Raw genomic sequence first — 23,908 nt, forward strand, 5'->3', positions numbered from 1 at the left:
GTGTGTTAAAAGGTGAATCCAAGAGAAAGTTGACTGCCTGCCTGGCTAAGGTGCTCCGGTCTGTAATAGTGAAACCATGAACCTTGGTAGGCGATATCAAATGCAAACTTCTTACTTACCAGCCAATGGTACTTTACAGAAAATCGGAGATTTTGAAAATGGTTGAGGGTTTCAACATGGTTATTGTCGGTAAAAAAACCAGCAATACCCGACTTGCCAGGATAGTTAGGACTATTGTGGTATGGCATCCTGGTGACCAGCGATACCAGGGGAACTGAAAGTCCAAACATGAGGGGTTTGCCATTCCCCAGTAAGTAGTCAAACCTTGCTTTTGCATTCAAAGCGCCATAGTTGATTGTGCCTATAAAGATAAAACCAGGGGCATAGTTAAAGCTTTCCTCAAGGCTCCCACCGAGATACAGCGCTGTTCTGCTAGTGGCCAGTTTTTTCAGTTCGTGCAGATAGCCTATTTCCAGATCAAACCCTATCTGGCTCAACTTTAGCGATATTGAATCAACAGTTTCAACACCGTTAATATCAGTATCCATACCATAGTAATCCAGGCCGAGGCCGGAACTAGGAGTGAGATTTCCCATATACACATTTAAATGGGTAGAGAAAATTCCCTTTCTCAACCTGTTGGTATAACCCAGTTGCACATTTTTCCTCAAAGATTGAAACATGTTGGGTGAATACTGAAAATCTACCATTTTGATGTAATTGGCACCAATTTCTACGCTGAATTGATTTTTCTTAAGCAGAAAATCCTCATGTTGCTGTGCATGAGCCCGGTTGGTAAATATCAGCGCCATGATGGCAAGCGCAATCAGTAAGCTAAATTTCAAAGATGCCGTAGCAGCTTGCAGTAAGTAGCTTTTGATTTTTGAGAAGCTAATAGCGAGAACTTTTTCTAAAGCTTCTTTTTTGAGCGTAAAAGCATCGCTTAAGGCTGCTATGCCTTGCCCAATAATTTTTGTTTTCATATTTTTTTAATTAATGCAGGGCAAAAGTCAGCATTGAAGCGATCTTACTATTTTACATATGTTAAAAAATTAAAGAGAGTTTTTATTGGAGACCGGCACGTATGCGGCTGACGCTTACCTGGCTGGTACCAATGTAGGAAGCGATATATTTCAATGGACACCTGTTCATTATGCCAGGATGTCTCTTTTGAACCAACTGGTACCTTTCGTTAGCCGAGTAAAAGCGGAGGCTTTCTAAGTCTTCTAGTCCTCTCAGTATCACTAAGGAAGAGAGCTTACGGGCTGCCCTTTCCAGATCATGATGCCGGGCACAACAGTCTTCAAAATCCAGGTAAGAATAATAATGAATATCAGATTGTTCGATTAACTGTATTGCACTTAAGGAAGGCCTGCCATCAAAAAGACTGGGGACCGCACCTATAAACTGACGATCAATGGCAAAGTAGTAAGTGACCTCTTCGCCATCTCGATTGTAATAGGCCCTTGCCAATCCTTTTTGGATAAAAAACAGGGTAGTCGCTTTTTTCCCGAAGTCCAGAAGCATGGTGTTTTTGGGAAGGGTCTGCGGGTGGATGATGGAAGCAAAATCTTTCCGGCACGCTTCTGACAAAGGGTGCATCATCGCAAAGGTATCAATGATGGGATGATTATCCATAAACTATAACCCATGTTGATTTACTGTAACAATCCAGATAAGTATTTTTAAGTACATCCTGAACACTAAAAATAAGCATTTTTTGGAATGGCTATCAGATCTATTTTTTACAGTGTCGCAATCCAAAATCATGACGGTACCTGAATATCCAAAGCAAGAACTCACCCTATTTTTTTTGTTCCGAAATATGTTCTATCTCCCGAAAAAAATTGAAATATTCCGGGTTCTAAAAGCGAAAAATGCTTGTCACCAATGCCACCGGCCTTCAATAGGTATATATCATATTTGAATTCAGAAGTTGGCTCATGACCTCAAGTGACTAATTATTTAAAATTTTTTATTACTAAAAATCTGGAAGAAACAGACAGCCTTCTACTGACTTCAAATTTCCAAACCATTAAGCTTGATGGGAATAATCTTTTTGTCCTTGCTCCGGGGGAAACAATCAATGCTTTAAGCTTACTTTCGGTTCTCTTTAGTCCTTAAATGTCGATTTTACCAATTGACGTAGAAATCTATAACCTTCATATTTTCTGACATTATAGGCATCTGGTTTCTTTCCCCAGTTTTCAAAACAATAAGTATGCGCCTTCTCATCTTTAAAAGTTGATTTACTTTTAATTTTCAACTTGTACAATTCTTATTCGTGTTGATTCTAAATTACCGCTTATATATGTGTATAGGCAATTGCCCAGTATCCAACTTGAATTTTCCGCACCTCGACTTGGCTCGGTGTCCAGATAAAATGGCTCTGGAGAGGGGTGGAAAAAGTGCGGCGAGGCCCCACTTTCTCCTCCCCTCAAGACATAACACTACCCAGGTGGCCGGGCGTAGTCGAGGCCATTTGGTAAAGCACTCACAACTGGCAATAAAGCGGGCAATCATTAAAAACTAAAATTAATTTGCTTTTGTAAACTCTTTTTTCTTTTTCTTTGGTTACCATTTTCAGCATCTATGAACGAAAACAGCCCTTTTATACATGACTCCGCTAAAGCCGATGGTGAATTGATGGATTCTGTATTGGAGGAATTTCAGGAGTTCAATATCGGAGTAGCCGAGCAATCTTCAGCAGATGACCTATACTACTACCTTTGCGAACATGGAAGCAACTTGCTCAATACCTATTGTAAAGCCGGAGAAACCAGTACACTTGCCTCTGGTACAACTACAGAAGTTACGGAGCCAGATCACTACTTAGTACATTTTTCATATCCAGATCGATTCAAATCCATCGTTTTGCTGATCAGGGATGTGTTACTCCAACTTAGCATAGCAAAGCTTCGTGACCTGGAAGAGCTAGTCACGGCCGAAATGGTGACTGATCATTTCGAAAAATCAAAAGCCTTACTTGTCACTGAATTAGAAAAATGCCTTAACTACTTCAAGCTTGAACGCAAAAGCTTGCTCGAAAAACCAGAAGTTCTCAAGCGGAAGTTGGAATCGGTCAAGCATTTTTCGAATCCCTGGAAAACTTACCATTTACAGTTTGAGACCATAGCGGGCCAATTCAGAGAAATAGACCAAAACTATAATCGCCTGGAGCAAACCGTAATTCAATACAGATTGATTCGTGAGATGGTACTCCAAATGAAAACGGACGTCCAGAAAATTAATGCGCTTTTTGCAACTAAAGCTGCCGAATGTCTGAAAGGGCTTGAAAAAATCAGCGAAAAAGAGCAACTCAGCGATACCATCAAGTCATTTGATGACCTGATTACTACTGGAATCAGTCAGGAGATTCGGCCCGAAAGTACGCTTCGTACTCTGGAGGACTCAGTCGACAAGCTTCAGTCGCTCTCTGTCCCTGTAGGATCTCGGGAGGGATATTTAATTTTGAGAAAAATTGATTTCAGAAAATCAGCTGAAAAATGGCTGGATTATGAAATATTGCCATACCTCTCAGACTTATGGGATGGTCAAGAAGCTAATTTTTCACATCTGCTCAATGTCGCCACACAAATCAAAAGCAGTTTGTCGGTAGCTAAAAAAACGCAGCAGCTTGTCAGCTTTCACGGTGAGATTACCTCTCTGAATTCGATCATCCAACAGCAAAAAAACACAATTTTGCAAAGTGAAGATTTAGTTTCACATATCGAAAAGGAGCTTTCCTTAAAATTCAAAGCAACCGAAATCTACAAAGAGGATGAATACCTCAAAGTCCCTCTACAGAATAATTTCTCATTATTAGCTACCAGCAAACCAGGAAATCTCAAGTACTTTTCAACTCAAGTGGCGCAGCTTTTCAAAAATGTGGGGAAGCAAGTAAAAGATGTCAAGGAAAAAACTCCGCATCAGCGATTAGAAATTGCGCTGGAAATTCTAGAAACGAGAAACGAGAAGGAAACACCTGACCACTACCATTCCTTATTCTTAAACAAAAATTTCATTGGCGATCTGTTTTTGGTGAAACGAAAGCAGCAAGAAGAGGCGCTGGAAAAAATCATTGACTACTGGAAAAAAGGTCAAAGCCGATCTCTAGCAGTAGTAGGTGACCCTCTCAGTGGCAAGTCTACACTTCTAGAGTTTGCTACACATCAGTTCAAGTCAAATGAGGCACATTATCTGACTCCTGGTGGCGAGATCAGTATCGAAGGCAGAAAACTTAAAGTTGGTAGAAACTTGGATGAAGTTTTCAGCTTTGTGAAAAGGTCAATCAGCAATTCAAAACCCATACTTGTCTTAGACGATTTGCAAGTCTGGAGAGATTCCAATTTCTCCCTACTCATGAATGTCAAATCTTTGATTGATTTTATGAGTTTGAATTCTTCCAAAGTATTCGTCATTGTCGGTATTACCAATTCGCTTCGACTGCATTTGGACACTAGAATACCCTTTTCTCAAGGCTTCACCAATCTTCTGGACACGAATGCTTCCACCTCTGACGAAATCTTCAAAGCCGTTATGCTACGCCATGGTGCTTCTCATCGTAGCATATTTGAGAAGGAAGGTATCGAGATGAATGATGGGCAACTCAGAAAAAAAATTGGATGGTTAACGAAAAAATTTGACTTTAACATCGGAGCGGTTTTGCAAGCTTGGATATTCTGTACGGATGTACAACAGGATGGCTCTATTCAATTTTCAGAGAAAGAAACTCATCTCAATGATTTTCTCTCCATCTCCGAACTTCTGATTTTAAAAAACTGCCTGCTATTCGGATATAGCAGCGATCTCGAACTCAAAAATTTATTTACTGACCGATATGAAGCTGAGTACAAACCTGCCATTCGAAAACTCCTAAATATCGGTGTGTTGGATCGGGATTCAAATGGATACTTGATCGTAAAAAATACAGTAAGGCAGGACCTTTACTCCATATTGAAATACAGAGAATTACTCGCCTAATTGACATGAATCATTGGAATGATCTTTACGCATTAATACTTATCGTCTTTGCGATCTACCTTTTCCTTTCCTTGTGTTTTTTCGGGTTTACTCGATATTTGAAAAAAAGACGCATCAACGATCGGTATTTAGCCTTAGTTAAAAAGTTTCGACTTTTCTATAAGCCTATGGCTTGGCTGGTTATCCTTGGGGGTTTTATAGTGTTGGATCCTGTGTCTCACGGTTTGATCATTTTGTTGGTTGCGGGATTTGGGTATAAACAACTGGGAAATTATATCAGTGGCCTTTTCATCCGAGCCAGCCCGATGCTTGTCACTGATACGCTGGTGAAAGCTGGAAAAATCCGAGGCAGGATCAATCGAATCGGAAATTTGGGAATGGTGCTTGGAACCGACCAAGGGGAGCGCTGGGTTTGGTACCACTCCTTTGACCGGACTGGCTTTACATTGATTTCCAATCAAACGAACGTCCTGCAGCGTGCACTGTACCTGCGATCTGAACTTAGCAAGGAACGTCTCTTAGATTTAATTTTCGATCATCCTATCCTGGCTCTGGGCAAACCTTCCAACCTGAAAGCTCTAGCTATTGAAAATACTTACTTGCTACATTACACTTTGGTAAAAGGTGCGCGATACGAAGATTTTATCAACTACTTGCATGACCATGAAGTCATAACCAATTCTACTGAAAACTTTGACGCCTAATGGAAATTATCTCCTCTTATAATCTAATCATTGAGTTTTCGGTGATTATTATTCTATCCTTCCTATTCAATGGATTGTCGAAAAAAACCAATATCCCAGCGGTATTGATGTTAATCGCTTTGGGACTGATTCTTCAATACATCTTGCAATATTTCACGACCGATACAATTGACTTTTTCCCGTTTTTGGAGGTATTGGGGATAGTAGGCTTGATCATGATCGTGCTCGAAGCTGCGCTTGAGCTGGAACTCAAGCGAGAGAAACTTTTTCCGATTCTTAAATCCCTTGCGCTCGCACTGATAGGACTATCGCTCTCCACTTGGGCAGCAGCAAGTATTCTATATTATTACATACCAGAGATGTCTATGCAGTCTGCTTGGCTCTATGCCACGCCCCTGTCAATCCTTTCGAGCGCGATCATCATCCCGAGTGTGGCCGGTTTGAAAAGTAAAAAACGCGAGTTTCATATCTACGAAAGTACTTTTTCAGATATTCTGGGAATTATGCTTTTTTATTTTCTGACTGGAAAATTAAATCCTGCTCAAGATTCAGGCTTGGTTGGGTTTGGAGGTAATTTCCTTCTTACTTTGACGATCTCTCTAATCGCGAGCTATGCGATTATTTTGATTTTTCAGAAAATCAAAAGCAACGTCAAACTTTTTCTTTTGATCGCTGTATTGCTTCTGCTTTATGCATTGGGCAAAAAGATGCACCTTTCCTCACTGATTATTATTTTGATTTTTGGTTTGGTCATCGCCAATATGAAGTTATTTTTCAAAGGGCGACTTTCAAGCCTGCTGGATTATGACAGAGCACATCAAATTTACCATGAGTTGCACACGCTTACAGCTGAGACCGCATTTGTGGTTCGCACGTTGTTCTTTGTGATTTTCGGACTTACTATCGCTATTACTTCGCTGTTTAATATTCAGGTAGCCTTGATCAGTAGCATGCTGATCGGGTCAATTTATGGAATCCGAATAGTCTTGCTTTTGATTTTTGAAGGCAAAGACATTATCCCACAGGCATTCATTGCCCCGAGAGGATTGATCACTGTTTTGCTATTTTATGCCATCCCTGAGGAAGCTGAAGTAGCAAGTTTCGAACCGGGGATATTACTATTTGTGATCATTGGAACGAGTCTGATAATGACTTTTGCGATGATCTACGAAAAAAGACGGTCATCCAAAGCCGTTGACTTGGCAAGCAGCAGAGCCGTGGGATCGGTCAAGTGGAAGGTACCAAGTTTGTTAGAAAACATAGATGGGAAATCTTAAAAATAATCCCGGAAATCCTACCGGAATCAACTTCAATCAAGTAAAAACCAGTTGAACTAATTCCGCCCATTCTTCTCCTGATGTGAATGTAGACAGCATCACCTTTGGCCTAACTTACCAATAACCCACATTCCAAGTATCTTACAATGCAAAAAGGCAATTTGGCACTGTTAAGGTTGGGGACTACATAGATTTGTCGTATTCTTATTTTTTGACCCGAAATACCTATGAAAAAGTACTTTCTGAGCGCCCTGCTCACACTCATTCTATACAATTTTACCTCAGCTCAAACCTCTTCTGTCCTTTGGTACAATCAACCTGCAGTGGAATGGGAAGAGGGTTTGCCTGTGGGAAATGGTCGACTTGGAGCGATGGTCATGGGCACACCAGGCCAAGAACATTTGCAGCTCAATGAGGATTCACTTTGGCCAGGGGGTTACGATGACTGGGGATTGGCAGACGGTAAAAGAGCCGATTTGGATCAAATCAGAGGGTATTTACTAGCTGGGGAAAACAAGAAAGCCGACTCACTTTTGGTTCTAAAATTCTCCAGAAAAGGAGTAATACGATCTCATCAAACTATGGGAGATCTGTGGTTTGATTTCGAATTTAACGAAGTGGAAAATTACAGACGTAGTCTAAATCTTGAAACAGCCACCGTATTGACTCAATTCATAAGTGAAGGCTTTGAAGTCAGTCAAGAAGTCATCGCCTCAGTTCCGGACGATGCCTTGATCATCCGGTTTAAAACAACTCACCCAAAAGGCTTCAACGGTAAAATCACTATGAGTCGCCCTGAGGACAATGGCTTTGCGACAGCAGAAACCACAGCACTCAATGACCGACAGCTAGAGATGTCTGGCATGATCACACAGCGTGGCGGGCAACTGGATTCCAAGCCAATTAAGATTTTGAATGGGGTGAAATTCAGAACTTTGATTTTCGCCCAAAATCAAACAGGAGATATTTCCACTTCCGATTCTAGCTTGATTATATCAGGTGCAAAGGAATTCATGCTGAAGCTGGTCTCAGAGACATCCTTTTATCATGAGGATTTCGAATCAGAAACAGATCGCCAGCTGGAAAGAATTCAATTGAAAAGCTGGGGTGAAATCCTCCATGCGCACGAGAAAGAATATGCCTCATGGTTTGATCGCATGAGCTTGCATTTGGGTGCCGACAAATCAGATGACTTCGCTACTGATCAGCGAATTGAGCGGGTAAAAAACGGAAAAGTTGATTTACACTTGGAAAAGCTTTTGTTCGATTATGGCAGATACTTGTTAATATCTTCCAGTCGGCCAGGCACCAATCCTGCAAACCTGCAAGGGCTTTGGAATGAGCACATCGCGGCTCCATGGAATGCTGATTATCATGTGAACATCAATCTACAGATGAATTATTGGCCGGCGGATGTCACCAATTTGAGTGAATTAAACCAGCCCCTTTTCGATTTCATTGACGGAGTAATAGAGAACGGAAAAAATGCTGCACGTGAGAATTTTGATATGGCTGGATCCATGGTTCCTCATACGACTGATCTCTGGCAGGTAGCTTTTTTACGCGCCGCCACAGCGTATTGGGGGAGTTGGATCGGTGCTGGAGGCTGGATAGGCAGACATTATTGGGATCACTACTTATTTACTCAGGACCAGAAATTCCTCGAAGAGCGAGCCTATCCGGCACTGTCTGCCATCTCTGCCTTCTATTCCGATTGGCTCGTAGAATATCCAAAAGACGGAAAGCTGGTCTCCTCTCCTTCCACTTCTCCAGAAAATCAGTTTATCAATGACCAAGGGGAAACAGTCGCATCTACGATGGGAGCAGCGATGGATCAGCAGATTATCGCAGATGTTTTTAATAACTATTTGAAAACCTCTGAGATTCTTGGGAAAGAAACTCCACTACTTGAAAAGGTAAAGAGCCAACTAGCAAACCTCCGTCCTGGAGTTCAGATTGCTGATGATGGAAGAATATTGGAATGGGACCAGCCCTATGAGGAAAACGAAAAAGGACATAGACACATGTCTCACTTGTATGCATTTCACCCAGGAGATGCCATTACGTCTAGTGCAACCCCCGAGGCATTTGCAGCAGTGCGCAAAAGTCTTGAATTCAGACTGGCGAATGGCGGTGCCGGAACTGGCTGGTCACGTGCTTGGTTGATCAATTTCTCCGCAAGATTATTAGATGGTGAAATGGCTCATGAGCACATACAGAAGCTACTTTCCCAGTCTCTTTATCCAAACTTATTTGACGGGCATCCTCCTTTCCAGATTGATGGAAACTTTGGCTACACAGCTGGGGTAGCTGATATGCTCGTCCAATCCCATGAAACCGGAATGATTCGACTTTTGCCAGCCCTGCCAAAAGCCTGGGCAAATGGAAGCGTGAAAGGCCTGAAGGCGAGAGGAAACTATACCATCGATATGACTTGGCAGGACGGTGAGCTCAAAACCTATAGAATTCATGCGGGGAAAAGTGGCAGAATCTTGGTTTATTACGATGGATCTGAGCTGGACTTGGATCTAGAAAGAGGACAAAGCTTCGAGGTTGAATTGTAAAGACTCAAAATGTCATTAGACTATATGAATGTTCGCAATATTACACGTACAGTTTTGGAATCAATGGTTGAGGTTCAATTTCGGCTAATCCCTCCGCCGCGGTGGAGGGCTAGGGGGATTTTTTCATTTGAAAACCGTAGATAATTTGGGTACGTGCAAGATCGCGGATAATCATATTAGACTATTCAAAAATCTGTTAATGCTCAAAATGGCAAAGCGAATCGCTAATTTATCTTGGATAAAATGACTGAATAGTAATTGATAAAAATTCAAGTTGTCAACCTTCCTGATAAAGTGTAAATTACTCCATCACTAAACCCGAAAACGATGAAAACTTATCTTAGTGCACTAGTAGTCTTATTAGCTACTCTCCCAGCTTTTTCACAGAATGCCGTGATTCCTTCCAAAGAAATTCAAATCAAAACTGCAGTAATGGCTGCTCCCGATGAAAAGCAACAGGATGCAACGGTTTTGGGCTACGATCAGAGTGGAGAGTTGGTAGAATTGAGAAAAGGTACAAATGGAATGATATGCCTAGCAGATGATCCTAATGGAAAAGGTTTCAGCGTTTCGTGCTACGCTACTGAATTAGAACCATTTATGGTAAGAGGCAGAGAACTTAAAAAAGAGGGAAAGGCATTTCAGGAGATCTTCGACACCAGAGAAGCTGAAGCTAAAAGTGGAAAACTCAAAATGCCTAAGGAAGGCGCTACTCTTTTTGTCTTAACAGCTGACGCTGAAAAGTACGATATCAATACTGGAGAAGTATCAGATACTTTTTTGAGATATGTGGTGTATTTACCCTGGGCTACCTCTGAGACTACCGGACTACCGCTAAAACCAAGCGCCCCTGGGATGCCTTGGATCATGGATCCCGGTACACATAGGGCACATATCATGATTACACCTGCAAAAGATTAATCTTTGACTAAGACTCATTTGATTTCTATTGGTGATTGTGCCCGATAGTACATACATTTTAAAGCAAATTCCTTCAAAAACGGTTTTACTTTAGAAGTACGTCTCAATCTCAAAAAAACTGAAAATGTCCTTTTTCACAGAGCAGATTTATAAAGACCTAGACTACACAAAGCTACCTCTTTCGATTTCAGAATATGAACACTGCACCTTTGATCAGTGCAATTTTTCTACCCTTGATTTAAGAGGGATACATTTTGAAAATTGCACATTCAGAAGCTGCGACTTGAGCAATGTAAAGGTACCTGATGTGTCTTTTCAGCATGTGAAATTTGAGCAGTGCAAGATGTTGGGGATTCACTTTCATGCCAGCAATCCATTCTTATTGGAATTTATCTTCCAAAATTGCCAGCTTGACTATTGCAGTTTTTACAACCTGAAGATTAAAAAATCAAAGTTTATTAATTGTAGGCTCACTGAAGCTGACTTTACACAAGCTGATTTGACTGCCTCTGATTTTCAGGGTTCTGATCTCAGCGGTGCAATATTTGACCGGACTATAACGGAGAAGGTAGATTTCAGAAATGCACTTCACTATTCTATTGATCCAGAAAGAAACAGAGTCAGAGGCGCTCGCTTCGACATGGATGGATTGCCTGGATTGCTAGTGAAGTATGGAATTAAGGTCGGGTGATCTTGGGTATTTTAAGTCTGGAATTCTATTGCCCTTTTTTGAAACTATATGAGAAAGGCGCCTTGTGTGAACCTCCAGAATAAAGCTTTTCGTGTCGTTCCAAGATATTCAGACCAAGCATTTTACGTTGAAAATTTGCTCTGTTTTGAGTTTCACCAAGAATGGCATCATACACTTGCTTCAGCTCTTTCATTGTAAATCGCTCAGGAAGTAGATTGAAGCTTAAGAGCTTTTGATCCAAGTGAGTACGCAAGTATTCAAGCGCCTTTTCTACAATCTCATTATGATCCATCATCAACTTTGGCAGCTGATCGAAGTCATACCACTTTATCGAATCTGACAACTCATCTGGCTTTGGCACCACATTCTCATAATTGATCAAGGCATAATAGCCTACCGTAATGAATCTACCAAGCAGCCAATGATTATCTAAAAAATATCCCTGCGCTTCTAGAATCGTTTGCATCACTTCAGGATTGAACCGCTCCATAGACCCAAAGGTGTGAAATTGCTCTAAGTAAATCTCGTCCAAACCTGTACGCTCAGATAACCCTCGGCTCACTGCAGCATCCAAGGGTTCATCCACTTTCACAAATCCTCCGGGCAAAGCGAAGGTTTGCATGTTATGGTATTCTAAAACCAAAATCTTGAGCTTTTCCCCAGAAAACCCAAAAATAACCGAGTCGTAAGAAATGTTTGAGAGGTATTCTTCTTTTGCTAAAGGCATATGCAAAACTATGAAATACTGGTATAAGAAATAGGATTTGCAAAAATAAGCATTTACTATTATGTCACTTAGAAACAATAATACTTCCCATGAAACCTAACTCAAAATCTCTCCATATTTTTACACTGGCACTTCTATTTGGAATATCAACCTCACTGAAAGCTCAAAACAATAATTCATTTGACGTGCAAACTAAAATCAAAAACGGAATGATTACGGGTTCATACGACACCAAAACAACTATTCAAAAGTACTTTGGAATCCCCTTCGCGAAGCCTCCCGTGGGTGAACTTCGCTGGCAAGCGCCTCAGGCTCTGGACAATTGGTCTGGAGTAAAAGAAACCAAAAAATTTGGGCCAAGAGCTGTTCAAGCTCCGGTTTTTGGTGATATGGATTTCAAGTCTGATGGTATGAGTGAAGATTGCTTGTACTTGAATGTATGGACTCTTGCAGATCGAAACACCAAGGATTTACCGGTTTTGGTTTATTTCTATGGTGGTGGATTTGTGGCAGGGGATGGTTCAGAACCGCGCTACAACGGTGAAGCTATGGCCAAAAAAGGGATCGTCGTCGTAACGGTGAACTATCGATTAAACATCTTTGGCTTCCTCGCTCATCCAGACTTGAGTGCTGAAGCACCATATAAAGCCTCCGGAAATTATGGGTTGCTGGATCAACTGGCTTCACTGAAATGGGTGAAGGAGAACATCGCGGCATTTGGTGGTGACCCTAACAAAGTAACTATTGCAGGTGAATCTGCAGGTTCGATCTCCGTAAGTTATCAGATGGCCTCGCCCCTTTCCAAAGATTTATTCGCTGGTGCTATCGGTGAGAGTGGTGCCGGGATAAACCCAACTTTGGCTCCTACCCCACTTGCGGAAGCAGAAAAAGAAGGATCTGAATTCGCTTCCAAAGCTGGAATTAAAAGCATTAAAGAATTCAGAGCACTTTCTACCAAGGATATTTACGAAATCTACAATGAGTCCAAGCGTTTTGGATTCCCAGTAGTTCTGGATGGCTATTTTCTTCCAAAAACTCTTCCTGAGATTTTCGAAGCTAGAGAGCAAGCGATGGTTCCACTACTGGCAGGTTGGAACTCTGCCGAAATGCCAGGCATGGCATTTATGCAAGGTCAGCCTTATACTCCTGAAGCTTTCATTGCAAAGGTGAGTGAAACCTACCCAAATGATTATGAAGAAGTATTGAGACTTCATCCGCATGCTAACGCAATGGAGGTAGAAAGATCAGCGACTAATTTGGCATCCGACAGATTTATTGCTTATTCTACTTGGAAATGGCTAGATCTGCATGCTAAAAATTCTGATCAGCCGGTTTACAGATACCTGTACAGCAAGCTACGTCCACCATTGAAGGATGCTAATTTAACCGCTGGACTTGCCGGAGGCACAATAGAAGGTGGTCCAAAAGCACCAGAGGCAATTGGTGCACCTCATGCTTGCGAAATAGAATATGCGTTGGGAAATCTACCTTTGGTGGATGTGTTTTCATGGACAGCTGATGATCACATAGTGTCAAAAACCTTTATGAATTACTTTGCCAATTTCATCAAAACCGGAAATCCTAATGGCGATGGACAGCCTGAATGGAATGGAATGAAAGGTGCTGATGCTACTCCGCCAGTGATGGTGATCAATACTGAAAGCAAACTGGTCAAGACAACAGATGATGCCCGATATCACTTTCACGACAAATCATACGGTAACATTAAATAAGGAAGCTGATTGCTTCCTTATTTAACTTATTGTGATTATACGGAATCTTGCCAGTAGAAAATTTATAGGATCAAAAATTCAAAGACACCTTGAATTCTGGTTTGTTCCGGTCATCGGTCTTCCAACCCATTGACCAAAGAGAATTCGCTTACTGGCAGAAAAGCGTACATACATATAACTTATTTATCATCTTTTATTTTATCTCTATCCTGAATCAAAAGCACCCAATCATCTTCTAATTCATTGGTTGGTGGCTGAAGGATTAGTGGACTAGAAGTGGAAAGTTTGGGAATAGTCTTTCTTTTACCATTTCGTGGATTGTACCAAAAGCCTTGCAGCCTTTCTCCTGTCATTTCAGTTAAATCCAACTTAACCTCACGCGGTTTGGCCAAGTAAACTAAGACATATGAACCATCGTTGGCAATTGCTGCACGTATTTGGTCTTCATTCTCTGGGTTATCTGATAAGATCAATTCCTGATCAGAAACAATTTTTGTGAAATCTATTTGTTTGAAAAACCTCTTGAAATACTGCATTGATTCAGCTCCTGGTCGCCTGAGCGCCTTTTTCCAATCAGTAAGGGTAGGAATCACAAAGGTCTCACCTTCCTTCTGCATCTGCCACACCGCATTATTGCCATAAGTAAACCCAGCAGCTCCAGCAAGCATATCCCAATAAGCAAGTACTCTTACATCATATCCGCTGAAGAAGCCCTCAGGGAAAATGGTTTTATCCTTAATATTTCCACTATCATCTACCTGGTCTGCAAATTCTCCCGATTTGAAATCCATATACTCCCAAAATTTTACGGGAATATCTTCATAAGCAGGCTCCCCATCTACGGTTGGTTTTTGAGGTCTCAAACCAAGGTCTTTTTTCGCAAATCTGTACACTTCTAAGAACCTTTTTTCATGTCCACTTTGATACATATTGAAGTCTAGCCAAGCAGGGTTGTCCAATACATCAGAACTGGAACTAAACCCACGAGGATGATAAGTAATCAGATGGCTTCCCTGATCACCTTCATCTAATCCTCTGGCCATTGCATCCCAAATTTGGGCTACCTCATTATTAGCCACCAGACGATCCCCGCCTAAAATCCATACGAGGTTTTTATTTCTATACCTATTCCCCAAAAATCGTCCATAAGTCTCCGCGTTGGCGGCATTGAATATGATAGGCCCGGCACCGGGATGCTTACTGAACACCTTATCACCCCAAGTGGGTAAAATGCCCATAGTCAAACCATGCTTATTAGCCTCATCAATAATAAAATCTACATGTGAAAAATACGCTTCGTTTGGCTTGGTTGGATCCAAATCATGAAATGGCAGATCACCATTGGCATTTGGACTTCTCACGCCGTCTCTTTCTGCTAAAACAACCGCCTGAATAACCGTAAAACCTTGTTTTGCACGGGTTTTTAAATAAAAAGTAGCTTCTTCCCTATCGAGTTTATGAAACAATTCCCAAGCAGTATCTCCAAGCCAAAAAAATGGCTCTCCAGCTGAATCTTCAAAGTATCTATTGTTGCTGGTGATCCGCAATTCTTGCGAATTCGCTACATTAAATAGGATTAAAAAGCATACAAGTAAAACTGAAATTCTTTTCATTTTTGTCATTGGAATAAGTTACGAACTAGTGTTTCCTGCCACTACCATTTTGATCGTATTGTAATCGTATTTTCCCTCAAAATGAATCCGAAGTGCTTGAAGATTCTTAATATTTTCGATTTGGGAATTGATCTCGGAAATAACCTCTACAGGCAGACAATCCTCCAGCTCTACCCGACCTTCTTCGATTCCTTTGGCCAGGTGGCCTTTGATAGTAGATTCAGCCAAGCCTCTCGCTACTACAATATCACCAATGCTTTTTCCTGAATTGATCATCCCGAAAGTGATCTCGTATGTCTCTCCCACTTTCCTTTTCAGATTTGATTTACCAGCCTTTTTTCTACCGGTTTTGTTACTGGCAAACTTTGGATTATCGGCTGCGGCTTGCTTGGCAGCTTCAGCCAATCGAAGTCGAAGATTGATTTTGTCCTGCTCCAGATCATTCATTTTTCCAGGAATATTTCCTTCCAAAATTGAAGATATCAATCGACTTACTTTGCTTATTTCTCCATACTTTCTAAGTAAGCTTACCTCCAACTCTTCCAAGCTATTTGCATAGGTTTTAGTTCGGGAAAATCGCTCCACCTCCGCTCGGTGAACGAGTATTTTCTCCAAAGCATCTTTTAATAAGTTTTTGAAATAGGAAGCTCCTTTTTCCAATCGCTCCATCAATTTCTCTTTGTCATTCTGCTGTAAGAGGAAGCGCAGTTGATTGCTAAACTTCGCAGCAGTGCCCACTTCATTCCGTATCAGAGTGGCAATCACTCCCACCGCTTTTTGCATTTCTGGATCTTCAAATTCCAGTGAGCTATCATTCTTTCGTTGGAAACTGTTGATCTCCTGAAGCAAGCCTGCCAAGTCGAAAGTCTCTCCTGACAAAATCGAAAGATAGCGCTGCTGGTAAGCCCCTAAAAGCTCATCTAGTTTCGAATTCTTTTTGGCACTCTCCACAAAAACCTGAACCTGTGAATCGGATTGCAATGCATTGTTTTGAATCCTGGTCCTTAAGACCAACCCTTCCAAACTTCTCAAACGGCTGAGCGCCACATACACCTGACCTGGAGCAAAAGCATTTCCTACATCGATAATTGCCTGATCAAAGGTCAATCCCTGACTTTTATGGACCGTGACAGCCCAAGCAGTTTTGATGGGATACTGGCTAAATGTACCAATCACTTCCTCTTCCAGTTCTTTAGTATCTGTATTGATGATGTACTTTTTGTTCTCCCAAACCTCCTTTTTCAGCTTATAGACGAATTGAGCTCCTTCCAGCAAAACATTAATCTGATCATCTTTTAGTTCCTCCACTGTGGCAAGTTTACCATTGAAGTAATCCTGATTTCCGGATGAATCATTTTTGATAAACATCACCTGAGCGCCAACTCGAAGTTCGAGTGATTTGGGAAGTGGATAGATGTTTTCGGGAAAATCATTTTCTATGGCAGCCTCGTAAAATCTCGACTCACCTTTCAGACCCATCAATCGATCCTGATTGATTTGATCTGCTTTGTAATTGTGAGTGGTGATGGTAATGCAATCTTTGATTTCGGCGATCTCATCCTGAGTTTTATAGTGTTTATTCAAAAGGGCGATATCTTGAGTAGTCACCGTATTCTCACGCAGATGATTTAGCACCTCAATAAAGTCCTCGTCTTGCTGGCGGAAAATCTTATCAAGTTCCAGGTAAACCAACCCTGATTCCTGCAAAACTCTGGCTTCAAAGAAGTGCATGCTCGGATAAAAACCGCTGAGTACCTGCCATTCATTTTCACGGACAATAGGAGGAAGTTGGAAAAGATCTCCGATCATCAACACCTGCACTCCGCCAAACGGGGTGTTAAAATTTCTCTTGACACTTCTCAGTCTGTAGTCAATCGCATCCAGTACATCAGCACGTAGCATACTGACTTCATCGATCACGAGCAATTCAATTGATTTCAGGACATTCTTTCTCAGTGCATTCAGCGGATGCTTTCGAGTTAAGGTATGCTGAGTAAAACAACCATATTGGTCAGAGAAATTACCCTCCGGTTCATTCACCGGAAGGAAAAACCCAAGTGGAAATAAGAACTGAGAATGAATAGTTACGCCGCCAGCATTCAGAGCAGCAATGCCAGTAGGCGCTACGATCACATGATTTTTGTGCGTCTGCAATGCTAGATTCTTCAGGAAAGTGGTCTTGCCAGTTCCTGCTTTTCCAGTTAAAAAAATCGGTGCTCCGGTGTTGTTGACAAACTTTGCAGCCAGCTCTAATTTGTCAGTACTTTGATTTTCCATTCAGCGAAACTACTATTTTTAAAAATGAATCGATTGGAGATAGAAGGCAAAAAGCTTCATCTACGTAATTTCGATTTTTTATTCCCCATCTCAAACTAAAATCTCCCTATCAAGAATCAATTGATTGAAAGAATATCAAAACTTAGAAAAAGCATTTTTACCACAGATCAAAAACTTCCAATAAAGCGCGTGCCATCGCACCCACTTTATCTCCGGTAAGAGATTACCCATTTCGCCCTTTTGAGACACATAAAAAATCCTAAATCCAATAATATAACTGCTCTGAACGCTCTTTCAGGCACATGGCACAACGTTGGTCTGTAATGAATCAAATACCATTATTCACTAAACCCAATTAACGATGAATACCGAATATAATTTTCCAATAAGTAGCTCAACAGCTGCTAACTGTACTGTAAAAACATTAAGAGATGAATCAGTAGGAACTATCAAGGACATCATGCTTGACACCGAGACAGGTGAAGTAGCCTATGTCATTATAGCAGTTGATTCAGGATTTCTAAATCTGGGAAGCAAGCTTCTAGCTCTGCCTTGGGCAGCATTTGATTTTCACGGTCACCAACGTGATGTAATCGTTATAAATGTCGAAAAGGAAAAGCTGGAGAATGCTCCAGGTTTTGATAATGATGAATGGCCTGTAGGACCTCAGCACGAATTCATCAATAAAGTTCATACTCATTATGGATTTGACAGAAGAAGGGCGTTTATTGAGTAGGCGTGCGCTCAGAATCTGCAGGGCTCTCCATAATTGGGGAGCCTTTTGTGTTTATTATGAATTTTATTGCCTACGGAAATGACTGAGGTTTTCCCACAGAGCCCAAGTGATTGATTATTTCCTTTACATCAGATATTAAAAGTTTCAGGTTTTTTCAAAACGGTACTTAAAACCTAGAATACCTACGACTTTTCATCTTTCACTAACTTATTTAAGAAAAAAACGCCTATCTATCAAATCACCTTCTTTTCCCACCATCTGAAGGATCTTGTTCTCCCAAAAACAGCTGCATTACGTTTCCAGGCACTATTTCGAGCATTCCTTCTCTTAAAGATTCCCAGATCAGATTGAAAGTTCCTCGATAGATATTTCGCTCCGTTCGGAAAGTGGCGGTTTTATAATTCCTGTTTTCCGGAAGATTGTTACTAGACATAGCAACATTGGCTAAGGTGGAAATCAATTTCTTCTTTTTATCCTCCTCATCCCTAAGCTCCAGCTTCAAATCTTTGTAATGGAATTTCATGAAATTTGATGAAAATCGGGGATTTGCATCCATGGTGATTTCCAGCTTTTCCATAGTACCTGAGTTTATATTCACAGACACTAAATCCCCAAGAATCCCATTTAGTGATGGCAACCCAAAAGGATCTATACTAGCTTCCAAATGGAACTGTTCCTCTTTTCCCTTTTTTCCATATGGTACGGTCACATCCATACGCAAAGGCGCAAATCCATTCAAGACAGCTTCTCCATGGATGAACATTTCGCCTGATTGCAGAGAATCTGTAGAGACCACATGTGTGACCAATGCAGATAGCTGCTCAAATTTCAGACTGCCAGGTTGTGATTTACCTTTGCTTATCTGAGAATAGGTAATCTGAGAATTCAAAACACGTATTGTATCCACTTCAAGTGGAAAAGGAATCATTTCTACCATTCCTTCAAACATCGTCTTCTCTGGCTCATCAATAGGTCGAGGTTTATTTTGGTTCCTCAAATCATGAAGAATGAGACTATCGATAGTCATCAAACCTGCGACGATAGACCAGTTCCCATAAATGGAACTTCGCGCATTAATATTTTCAATTTTAAGATGCTTCAAGCTAATTTCAATATAATCCTTCTGGATATCTGATCGCTTTGCTACGGCAAGATTGGTGTCATCATACGCCAATTTCAAATCAAAAAAATCGAAAGCATCTTCTTTTGAATCATAATTCAATTCGCCCAATGTGAATGTCTGCTCCTTATCCAGATTGATTTGCAAATTCTTGAGACGAGTCTCTATACTTTCCAGCTTAAAGGGAATCGCATAATTCAGTTGGACAGAATCAGTTTCTAGATTTACTGCGGAAATATTAAAACTGTCAAAACTTCCAAATTTTCTCAGAGAATCTGATTGGGTGTAAAATTCACCCGAACCATCATTGAGAATAAAATTATGGATGACTCCGCGTGAAATTAAATCACCAAAAAAATCCTGGAAAGCAATGGATACGTCTGCAGGTTTCTTGGAAATCGAATCATTCCTGATCAAGACGAATTGGGGAACCTCTAATCTAAGTTCTCCTATATCCAGCACGTCGCCAAAAATTAAGCCTAGCATATTCACTTCACCCAGCCTAACAGACTTCATAGTTCCGGTGATTGTAGTCGGCATACTATCTTTTAGAGGGCGAAGCGAAATATCCTGCATCACTATACTACCTCTGAAGAGCTGCAGATTTACATCCTCAAACAGAATATCGTAATCGCGATCCTCTTTGGCATTTATCTTTTCTGGCAGCGTTTTTACCAGCCATTTTTCAACCAAAAATATCGATAAAACGCTCAGCAGAATCAGTATTCCCAGAGCCCAGAGGATTTTTTTCAAGTAGCTATATTTTTAAACTTAACTAATAAAAGGTGCGTGAATCTAACGTGTTTTTAAAGGAGAAGTCAAAAATATACAAATAAATCACAACTATATTTTTCCTTCTACGGACTCATCTAATTACTCCTACGATAGAATAAATCAACCATAAAAATAAAAGAGGGTGTGATACTTTCTTTTTAATCCTCCTAAACCTTCAAAATTATTATCTTCCCTTTCTATTCACTTACTTTTTACTCCATCAGGCACTCATTTTTGGTATTATGAGGTAAGAACGAGCAAATCGATTCGACATGAAAAAAACATCTCTACTACTTATTACTTTTTTGCTCTTTTTGTCCTGGAGTGTATTTGCTCAGGAAAACAATCCGGAATTCAAGGTTTTGACATACAACATTTACCACGGTGAAAAACCTGCTGAACCCGGTGTCCCCAATATAGATGAGATTGCTAATCTGATCATCAGCCTTCAGCCAGAAGTAGTAGCTCTACAAGAAATGGATAGTATGACCACTCGCTTGGCTGGCATTTATGGTGAAAAAATTAACTGGGTAGCTGAATTGGGAAAAAAGACCGGGTACAAAAGTTACTTTGCCAAAGCAATGGATTATGCTGAGGGTGGATATGGTGAGGGAGTATTGGTGAAAAAAGCGTTGGACTATTCTACTCAGGCACTACCAACACCTGCTGGTGGTGAGCCTCGTGCCGCTGCTTGGGTAAAAATAGAGTTGGACAATAGGCAAGAACTATACTTCGGAGCTACACATCTTTGTCATCAATTTCCAGAAAATCGACTTGCGCAAATAGCCGCGATTACGCAATACGCTGATTCACTCCCGAAACCGGCTTTTTGGGTTGGAGATCTGAATTTTGACCCTAACTCAGAAGAATATAAAAGTATAAGTACCAAATGGAGCGATGCAGGACTAGTAGCCAATGATGACTCTCCTACCTACGATTCAGAAGATGGAAAGCGAATCGACTACGTCTGGTATGACTTAGAGCGTTTCGAACTTGTAGACTACAAAGTGATTGATGTACCCTTTTCTGACCACTACCCTGTATTGGTTACCCTACGATTAATAAACCCCTAAAATGATGAAAAAGACAGTTCTTATTGGAATCCTTTGCCTGGCTGGCTTAGGTTTCGCATTTCAATATGCAAGTGAAGATGCTAAAAAACCCAAATGGCAAACGCTATTTAATGGTAAAGACATTGATGACTGGTCTATCAAGATCCGAACACATGAGTTGAATGATAATTTTGCCAATACTTTCCGAGTGGAAGATGGATTGATGAAAGTACGATATGATGGTTATGATCAGTTTGATAAGCAATACGGTCATATTTTCTATAAAGAGCCCTTTTCAAATTACTTACTTCAGGTAGAATATCGCTTCGTTGGCGAGCAAGCGAATGGCGGGGAAGGCTGGGCGACAAGAAACTCAGGAGCGATGCTTCATTCCCAAGACCCGAAAACTATGCTGAAAGATCAGGATTTTCCGATTTCCATAGAAGCTCAATTCCTAGGTGGAAATGGAAAAGATAAAAGAACCACCTGTAATCTTTGTACTCCGGGCACCAATGTGGAGATGGACGGAAAGCTATTTACCCCTCATTGTATCAACTCCACTTCAGAGACCTATCATGGTGACCAATGGGTGACCGCCAATTTTATTGTCTTAGGAAATGGTGATGTACATCATTTAGTAGGTCAGGATACTGTAATAAGCTATTCCAAAGCTCAAATTGGTGGAGGAAATGTAAATCCAGTGGATCTGAAAATAAAAGTAGATGGTCAGATGATAAGTGGAGGATACATTTCGCTTCAAAGTGAAAGCCATCCTATCGACTTCCGAACTGTTCGCCTAATCGATCTGACTGAATACATGGGCGATCAGAAAAAATTGGATCAAGCAGTACATGAAGGACTAGCATCAAAGCCAGCGCGTTCCAAATAATACATTTTATTAAAGTAAAAGCCCGCTGATCGTTGATTAGCGGGCTTTTCTTATTTATTCTAATATAATTATTAACTACTTTCTACTTACCACTTACCTCTTTCCACCTACTACTTACTACTTACCACCTACTACTTACCACTTACCACTTACTACTAAGTTCAACTAGACTCTCACTCCAGTAGTTCCTCCACCTTCAAGGGTGATGTTTACAGGATCATTTGTTTTCCAGTTCCCACCCGTAAAGTCAGGCACATCGATAGAGTTGGATCTATTAGCGACAGACCACTCGCTCAATGGAGAAACAGAGCTCCATAACGCTGCATCATAGACATCCTGATCGAGAGGAAGCCCATTTCTCAAGCAATCAATCAATCTCCAATCCATCATAAAGTCCATACCGCCATGGCCGCCTACTTTCTTGGCTAGCTCGCCTACTTTCTGAATAATCTCAGGAGTGTACTTCGTTTCCAAATCCTTAAATTCCTCATCTTTCAACCAGCCATGTCCTTTTGATACTTTTGCTTCAGGGTATTTTTGAGCATAACCTTCGGTACCACTGACTACGTGAAGTCTGGAATATGGACGAGGAGATGAAACATCGTGCTGAATCATGATAGTCTTTCCATTCTTGGTCTTTACGATAGAAGTATTCATGTTTCCACGGAACTTCTTCGTTGCATAAGAAGCAAAGAAGTTATCCTGCTCAGCCAATTTCTTTGCCTCAGCATGCATGGAGAAATCATTAGAAGAAGTTGAAGTCAAATAATCCATCTGATCACCTCTATTGATATTCAGGATTTGGCAAATTGGGCCAAGTCCATGTGTAGCATAAAGATTACCATTTCGATAGTTTTCCTTCAGCCTCCACATATCCTGATAGCCGTCTTCCTTGTTGAAATTCAAAGAAAGCAAGTCATGAATATAGGCACCCTCCACGTGTACCACTTCACCAAAGTATCCTTCACGAGCCATTTTCAAGGTCATCAACTCGAAAAAATCATAGCAACAATTCTCCAGCTGCATGCAGTGCTTCTTGGTCCGCTCAGAAGTCTCGACCAATTGCCAGCACTCATCAAGCGTACGAGCAATAGGCACCTCACAGGCTGCGTGTTTACCGGCTTCCATCGCATATACAGCCATGGGAGTATGCCATTCCCAAGGTGTTGCGATATAGATAAGGTCAAGATCATCGCGATCCATCATTTCTTTGAAAGAATAAGCATTACCTGAATATCCATCTGGCTTGTGCGGAGTATCTTTCAATTGTTCTTTTGCTTTTTCTACTCGCTCAGGAAGCAAGTCACAAAGTGCCTTTATCTCTACATTTTCTATTTTACTCAATCTATCAACAGCGCCAGGACCCCTCATGCCAAGTCCAACTATCCCAACGCGGACAGTATCAATTTTAGGAGCAGCAAAACCACTCATATTAAAGGATTGGATTCGATTGACACCTTTTTTAGCTTGTAAAGGAAGTGCCTCAAATTCATTGGCGAGGGTACTCCCCGCTCCAAAAAGTCCCAAACCTACCAATCCGGTGGATTTCAGAAACTCTCTTCTCTGGTTATTTTTCATAGTGCTATGTTCTATTGACTTAGCTAATTAATAAAAAAATGAAGGAAGTACTGACACCTTACAAATAAAAAAACGAGAGCTTTTGGCTTTCGGTCATATACCACTAATATGTGGGACAACCTACTTCTTATGATATGAGCGAGGATTACATTTTGTCAATAAGATAAGAGGTAAAAAAATTGCGGTTGAGTTGCACTTTTCAGCAAACCTTAAATGAATGACGGTTTGGATTCTTCGATTCAAAGGTAAACCCCGCCCGAAGCAGAAAT

General features: G+C 40.9%; 17 protein-coding genes. 10 read left to right on the forward strand and 7 right to left on the reverse strand.

The features are described from left to right. Nucleotides 1-5: 5 nt before the first annotated feature. Nucleotides 6-983 (reverse strand): hypothetical protein, encoded by a 978-nt coding sequence (locus BVH04_RS17560; protein WP_086542780.1) that lies wholly within the window; start codon nt 981-983, stop codon nt 6-8. A gap of 82 nt (nt 984-1,065) precedes the next feature. Beyond that, a complete protein-coding gene (locus BVH04_RS17565) occupies nt 1,066-1,638 on the reverse strand; it encodes a Crp/Fnr family transcriptional regulator (protein WP_086542781.1) in 573 nt (190 codons plus the stop codon). A 954-nt stretch (nt 1,639-2,592) separates the two neighbouring features. Here BVH04_RS17565 and BVH04_RS17570 point away from each other — a divergent pair. From BVH04_RS17570 to BVH04_RS17595, 6 genes are all read left to right on the forward strand, one after another. Next, on the forward strand, nt 2,593-4,983 hold the full coding sequence (locus tag BVH04_RS17570) for a P-loop NTPase family protein (protein WP_086542782.1): 2,391 nt from the start codon (nt 2,593-2,595) through the stop codon (nt 4,981-4,983). Nucleotides 4,984-4,988: 5 nt separating this feature from the next. After that, complete coding sequence (locus BVH04_RS17575) at nt 4,989-5,687, forward strand: hypothetical protein (RefSeq protein ID WP_086542783.1); 699 nt, start codon at nt 4,989-4,991, stop codon at nt 5,685-5,687. Further along, entirely contained in the window at nt 5,687-6,964 is a 1,278-nt protein-coding gene (locus BVH04_RS17580) for a cation:proton antiporter domain-containing protein (RefSeq protein WP_086542784.1), read from the forward strand. Before BVH04_RS17575 ends, BVH04_RS17580 begins: the two co-directional genes overlap by 1 nt. Before the next feature lie 227 nt (nt 6,965-7,191). Next, complete coding sequence (locus tag BVH04_RS17585) at nt 7,192-9,528, forward strand: glycoside hydrolase family 95 protein (RefSeq protein ID WP_086542785.1); 2,337 nt, start codon at nt 7,192-7,194, stop codon at nt 9,526-9,528. 327 nt (nt 9,529-9,855) lie between these two features. Further along, nucleotides 9,856-10,449: a hypothetical protein gene (locus BVH04_RS17590; RefSeq protein ID WP_086542786.1), complete on the forward strand. Its 594-nt coding sequence runs from the start codon at nt 9,856-9,858 to the stop codon at nt 10,447-10,449. Nucleotides 10,450-10,573: 124 nt separating this feature from the next. Continuing rightward, nucleotides 10,574-11,140 carry a pentapeptide repeat-containing protein gene (locus tag BVH04_RS17595; protein ID WP_086542787.1) on the forward strand — a complete coding sequence of 189 codons (567 nt, stop codon included), beginning with the start codon at nt 10,574-10,576 and terminating at the stop codon, nt 11,138-11,140. A 25-nt stretch (nt 11,141-11,165) separates the two neighbouring features. Here the strand turns inward: BVH04_RS17595 and BVH04_RS17600 are convergent, their stop codons facing one another. Then, a complete protein-coding gene (locus tag BVH04_RS17600) occupies nt 11,166-11,867 on the reverse strand; it encodes an NUDIX hydrolase (RefSeq protein ID WP_086542788.1) in 702 nt (233 codons plus the stop codon). A gap of 89 nt (nt 11,868-11,956) precedes the next feature. On the opposite strand from BVH04_RS17600, the gene BVH04_RS17605 reads away from it, so the two are divergent. Then, a complete protein-coding gene (locus tag BVH04_RS17605; RefSeq protein WP_086542789.1) occupies nt 11,957-13,600 on the forward strand; it encodes a carboxylesterase/lipase family protein in 1,644 nt (547 codons plus the stop codon). Between the two features lie 179 nt (nt 13,601-13,779). Here BVH04_RS17605 and BVH04_RS17610 read toward each other — a convergent pair whose 3' ends face one another. Both BVH04_RS17610 and BVH04_RS17615 read right to left on the reverse strand, forming a co-directional pair. After that, nucleotides 13,780-15,213 carry an apiosidase-like domain-containing protein gene (locus BVH04_RS17610; RefSeq protein ID WP_169714458.1) on the reverse strand — a complete coding sequence of 478 codons (1,434 nt, stop codon included), beginning with the start codon at nt 15,211-15,213 and terminating at the stop codon, nt 13,780-13,782. A gap of 18 nt (nt 15,214-15,231) precedes the next feature. Further along, entirely contained in the window at nt 15,232-17,490 is a 2,259-nt protein-coding gene (locus tag BVH04_RS17615; RefSeq protein WP_086542791.1) for a helix-turn-helix domain-containing protein, read from the reverse strand. 361 nt (nt 17,491-17,851) lie between these two features. On the opposite strand from BVH04_RS17615, the gene BVH04_RS17620 reads away from it, so the two are divergent. Further along, nucleotides 17,852-18,226, forward strand: a complete 375-nt coding sequence (locus tag BVH04_RS17620) for a PRC-barrel domain-containing protein (RefSeq protein ID WP_086542792.1) — start codon at nt 17,852-17,854, stop codon at nt 18,224-18,226. 238 nt (nt 18,227-18,464) lie between these two features. On the opposite strand, the gene BVH04_RS17625 is transcribed toward BVH04_RS17620, so the two are convergent. Continuing rightward, nucleotides 18,465-20,099: an AsmA family protein gene (locus BVH04_RS17625; RefSeq protein WP_086542793.1), complete on the reverse strand. Its 1,635-nt coding sequence runs from the start codon at nt 20,097-20,099 to the stop codon at nt 18,465-18,467. Between the two features lie 293 nt (nt 20,100-20,392). Here BVH04_RS17625 and BVH04_RS17630 point away from each other — a divergent pair, with 293 nt between their 5' ends. Together BVH04_RS17630 and BVH04_RS17635 are read left to right on the forward strand one after the other, a co-directional pair. Further along, nucleotides 20,393-21,193, forward strand: a complete 801-nt coding sequence (locus BVH04_RS17630; RefSeq protein ID WP_086542794.1) for an endonuclease/exonuclease/phosphatase family protein — start codon at nt 20,393-20,395, stop codon at nt 21,191-21,193. 4 nt (nt 21,194-21,197) lie between these two features. Beyond that, nucleotides 21,198-22,061, forward strand: coding sequence for a 3-keto-disaccharide hydrolase (locus tag BVH04_RS17635; protein ID WP_086542831.1), 864 nt, complete (start codon nt 21,198-21,200; stop codon nt 22,059-22,061). A 165-nt stretch (nt 22,062-22,226) separates the two neighbouring features. Here the strand turns inward: BVH04_RS17635 and BVH04_RS17640 are convergent, their stop codons facing one another. Then, nucleotides 22,227-23,639: a Gfo/Idh/MocA family protein gene (locus BVH04_RS17640; RefSeq protein ID WP_086542795.1), complete on the reverse strand. Its 1,413-nt coding sequence runs from the start codon at nt 23,637-23,639 to the stop codon at nt 22,227-22,229. Between the last annotated feature and the right edge of the window lie 269 nt (nt 23,640-23,908).

Source organism: Algoriphagus antarcticus (assembly GCF_002150685.1).
GTDB classification, from domain to species: Bacteria; Bacteroidota; Bacteroidia; order Cytophagales; family Cyclobacteriaceae; genus Algoriphagus; species Algoriphagus antarcticus.

Bases quoted from the DNA above. Each gene is read 5' to 3' on its own strand.
- BVH04_RS17560 (WP_086542780.1), bottom strand. From the start codon at position 983: ATGAAAACAAAAATTATTGGGCAAGGCATAGCAGCCTTAAGCGATGCT.
- BVH04_RS17640 (WP_086542795.1), bottom strand. From the start codon at position 23,639: ATGAAAAATAACCAGAGAAGAGAGTTTCTGAAATCCACCGGATTGGTA.
- BVH04_RS17635 (WP_086542831.1), top strand. From the start codon at position 21,198: ATGAAAAAGACAGTTCTTATTGGAATCCTTTGCCTGGCTGGCTTAGGT.
- BVH04_RS17605 (WP_086542789.1), top strand. From the start codon at position 11,957: ATGAAACCTAACTCAAAATCTCTCCATATTTTTACACTGGCACTTCTA.
- BVH04_RS17620 (WP_086542792.1), top strand. From the start codon at position 17,852: ATGAATACCGAATATAATTTTCCAATAAGTAGCTCAACAGCTGCTAAC.
- BVH04_RS17600 (WP_086542788.1), bottom strand. From the start codon at position 11,867: ATGCCTTTAGCAAAAGAAGAATACCTCTCAAACATTTCTTACGACTCG.
- BVH04_RS17580 (WP_086542784.1), top strand. From the start codon at position 5,687: ATGGAAATTATCTCCTCTTATAATCTAATCATTGAGTTTTCGGTGATT.
- BVH04_RS17575 (WP_086542783.1), top strand. From the start codon at position 4,989: ATGAATCATTGGAATGATCTTTACGCATTAATACTTATCGTCTTTGCG.
- BVH04_RS17630 (WP_086542794.1), top strand. From the start codon at position 20,393: ATGAAAAAAACATCTCTACTACTTATTACTTTTTTGCTCTTTTTGTCC.
- BVH04_RS17585 (WP_086542785.1), top strand. From the start codon at position 7,192: ATGAAAAAGTACTTTCTGAGCGCCCTGCTCACACTCATTCTATACAAT.
- BVH04_RS17610 (WP_169714458.1), bottom strand. From the start codon at position 15,213: ATGAAAAGAATTTCAGTTTTACTTGTATGCTTTTTAATCCTATTTAAT.
- BVH04_RS17595 (WP_086542787.1), top strand. From the start codon at position 10,574: ATGTCCTTTTTCACAGAGCAGATTTATAAAGACCTAGACTACACAAAG.
- BVH04_RS17590 (WP_086542786.1), top strand. From the start codon at position 9,856: ATGAAAACTTATCTTAGTGCACTAGTAGTCTTATTAGCTACTCTCCCA.
- BVH04_RS17565 (WP_086542781.1), bottom strand. From the start codon at position 1,638: ATGGATAATCATCCCATCATTGATACCTTTGCGATGATGCACCCTTTG.
- BVH04_RS17615 (WP_086542791.1), bottom strand. From the start codon at position 17,490: ATGGAAAATCAAAGTACTGACAAATTAGAGCTGGCTGCAAAGTTTGTC.
- BVH04_RS17570 (WP_086542782.1), top strand. From the start codon at position 2,593: ATGAACGAAAACAGCCCTTTTATACATGACTCCGCTAAAGCCGATGGT.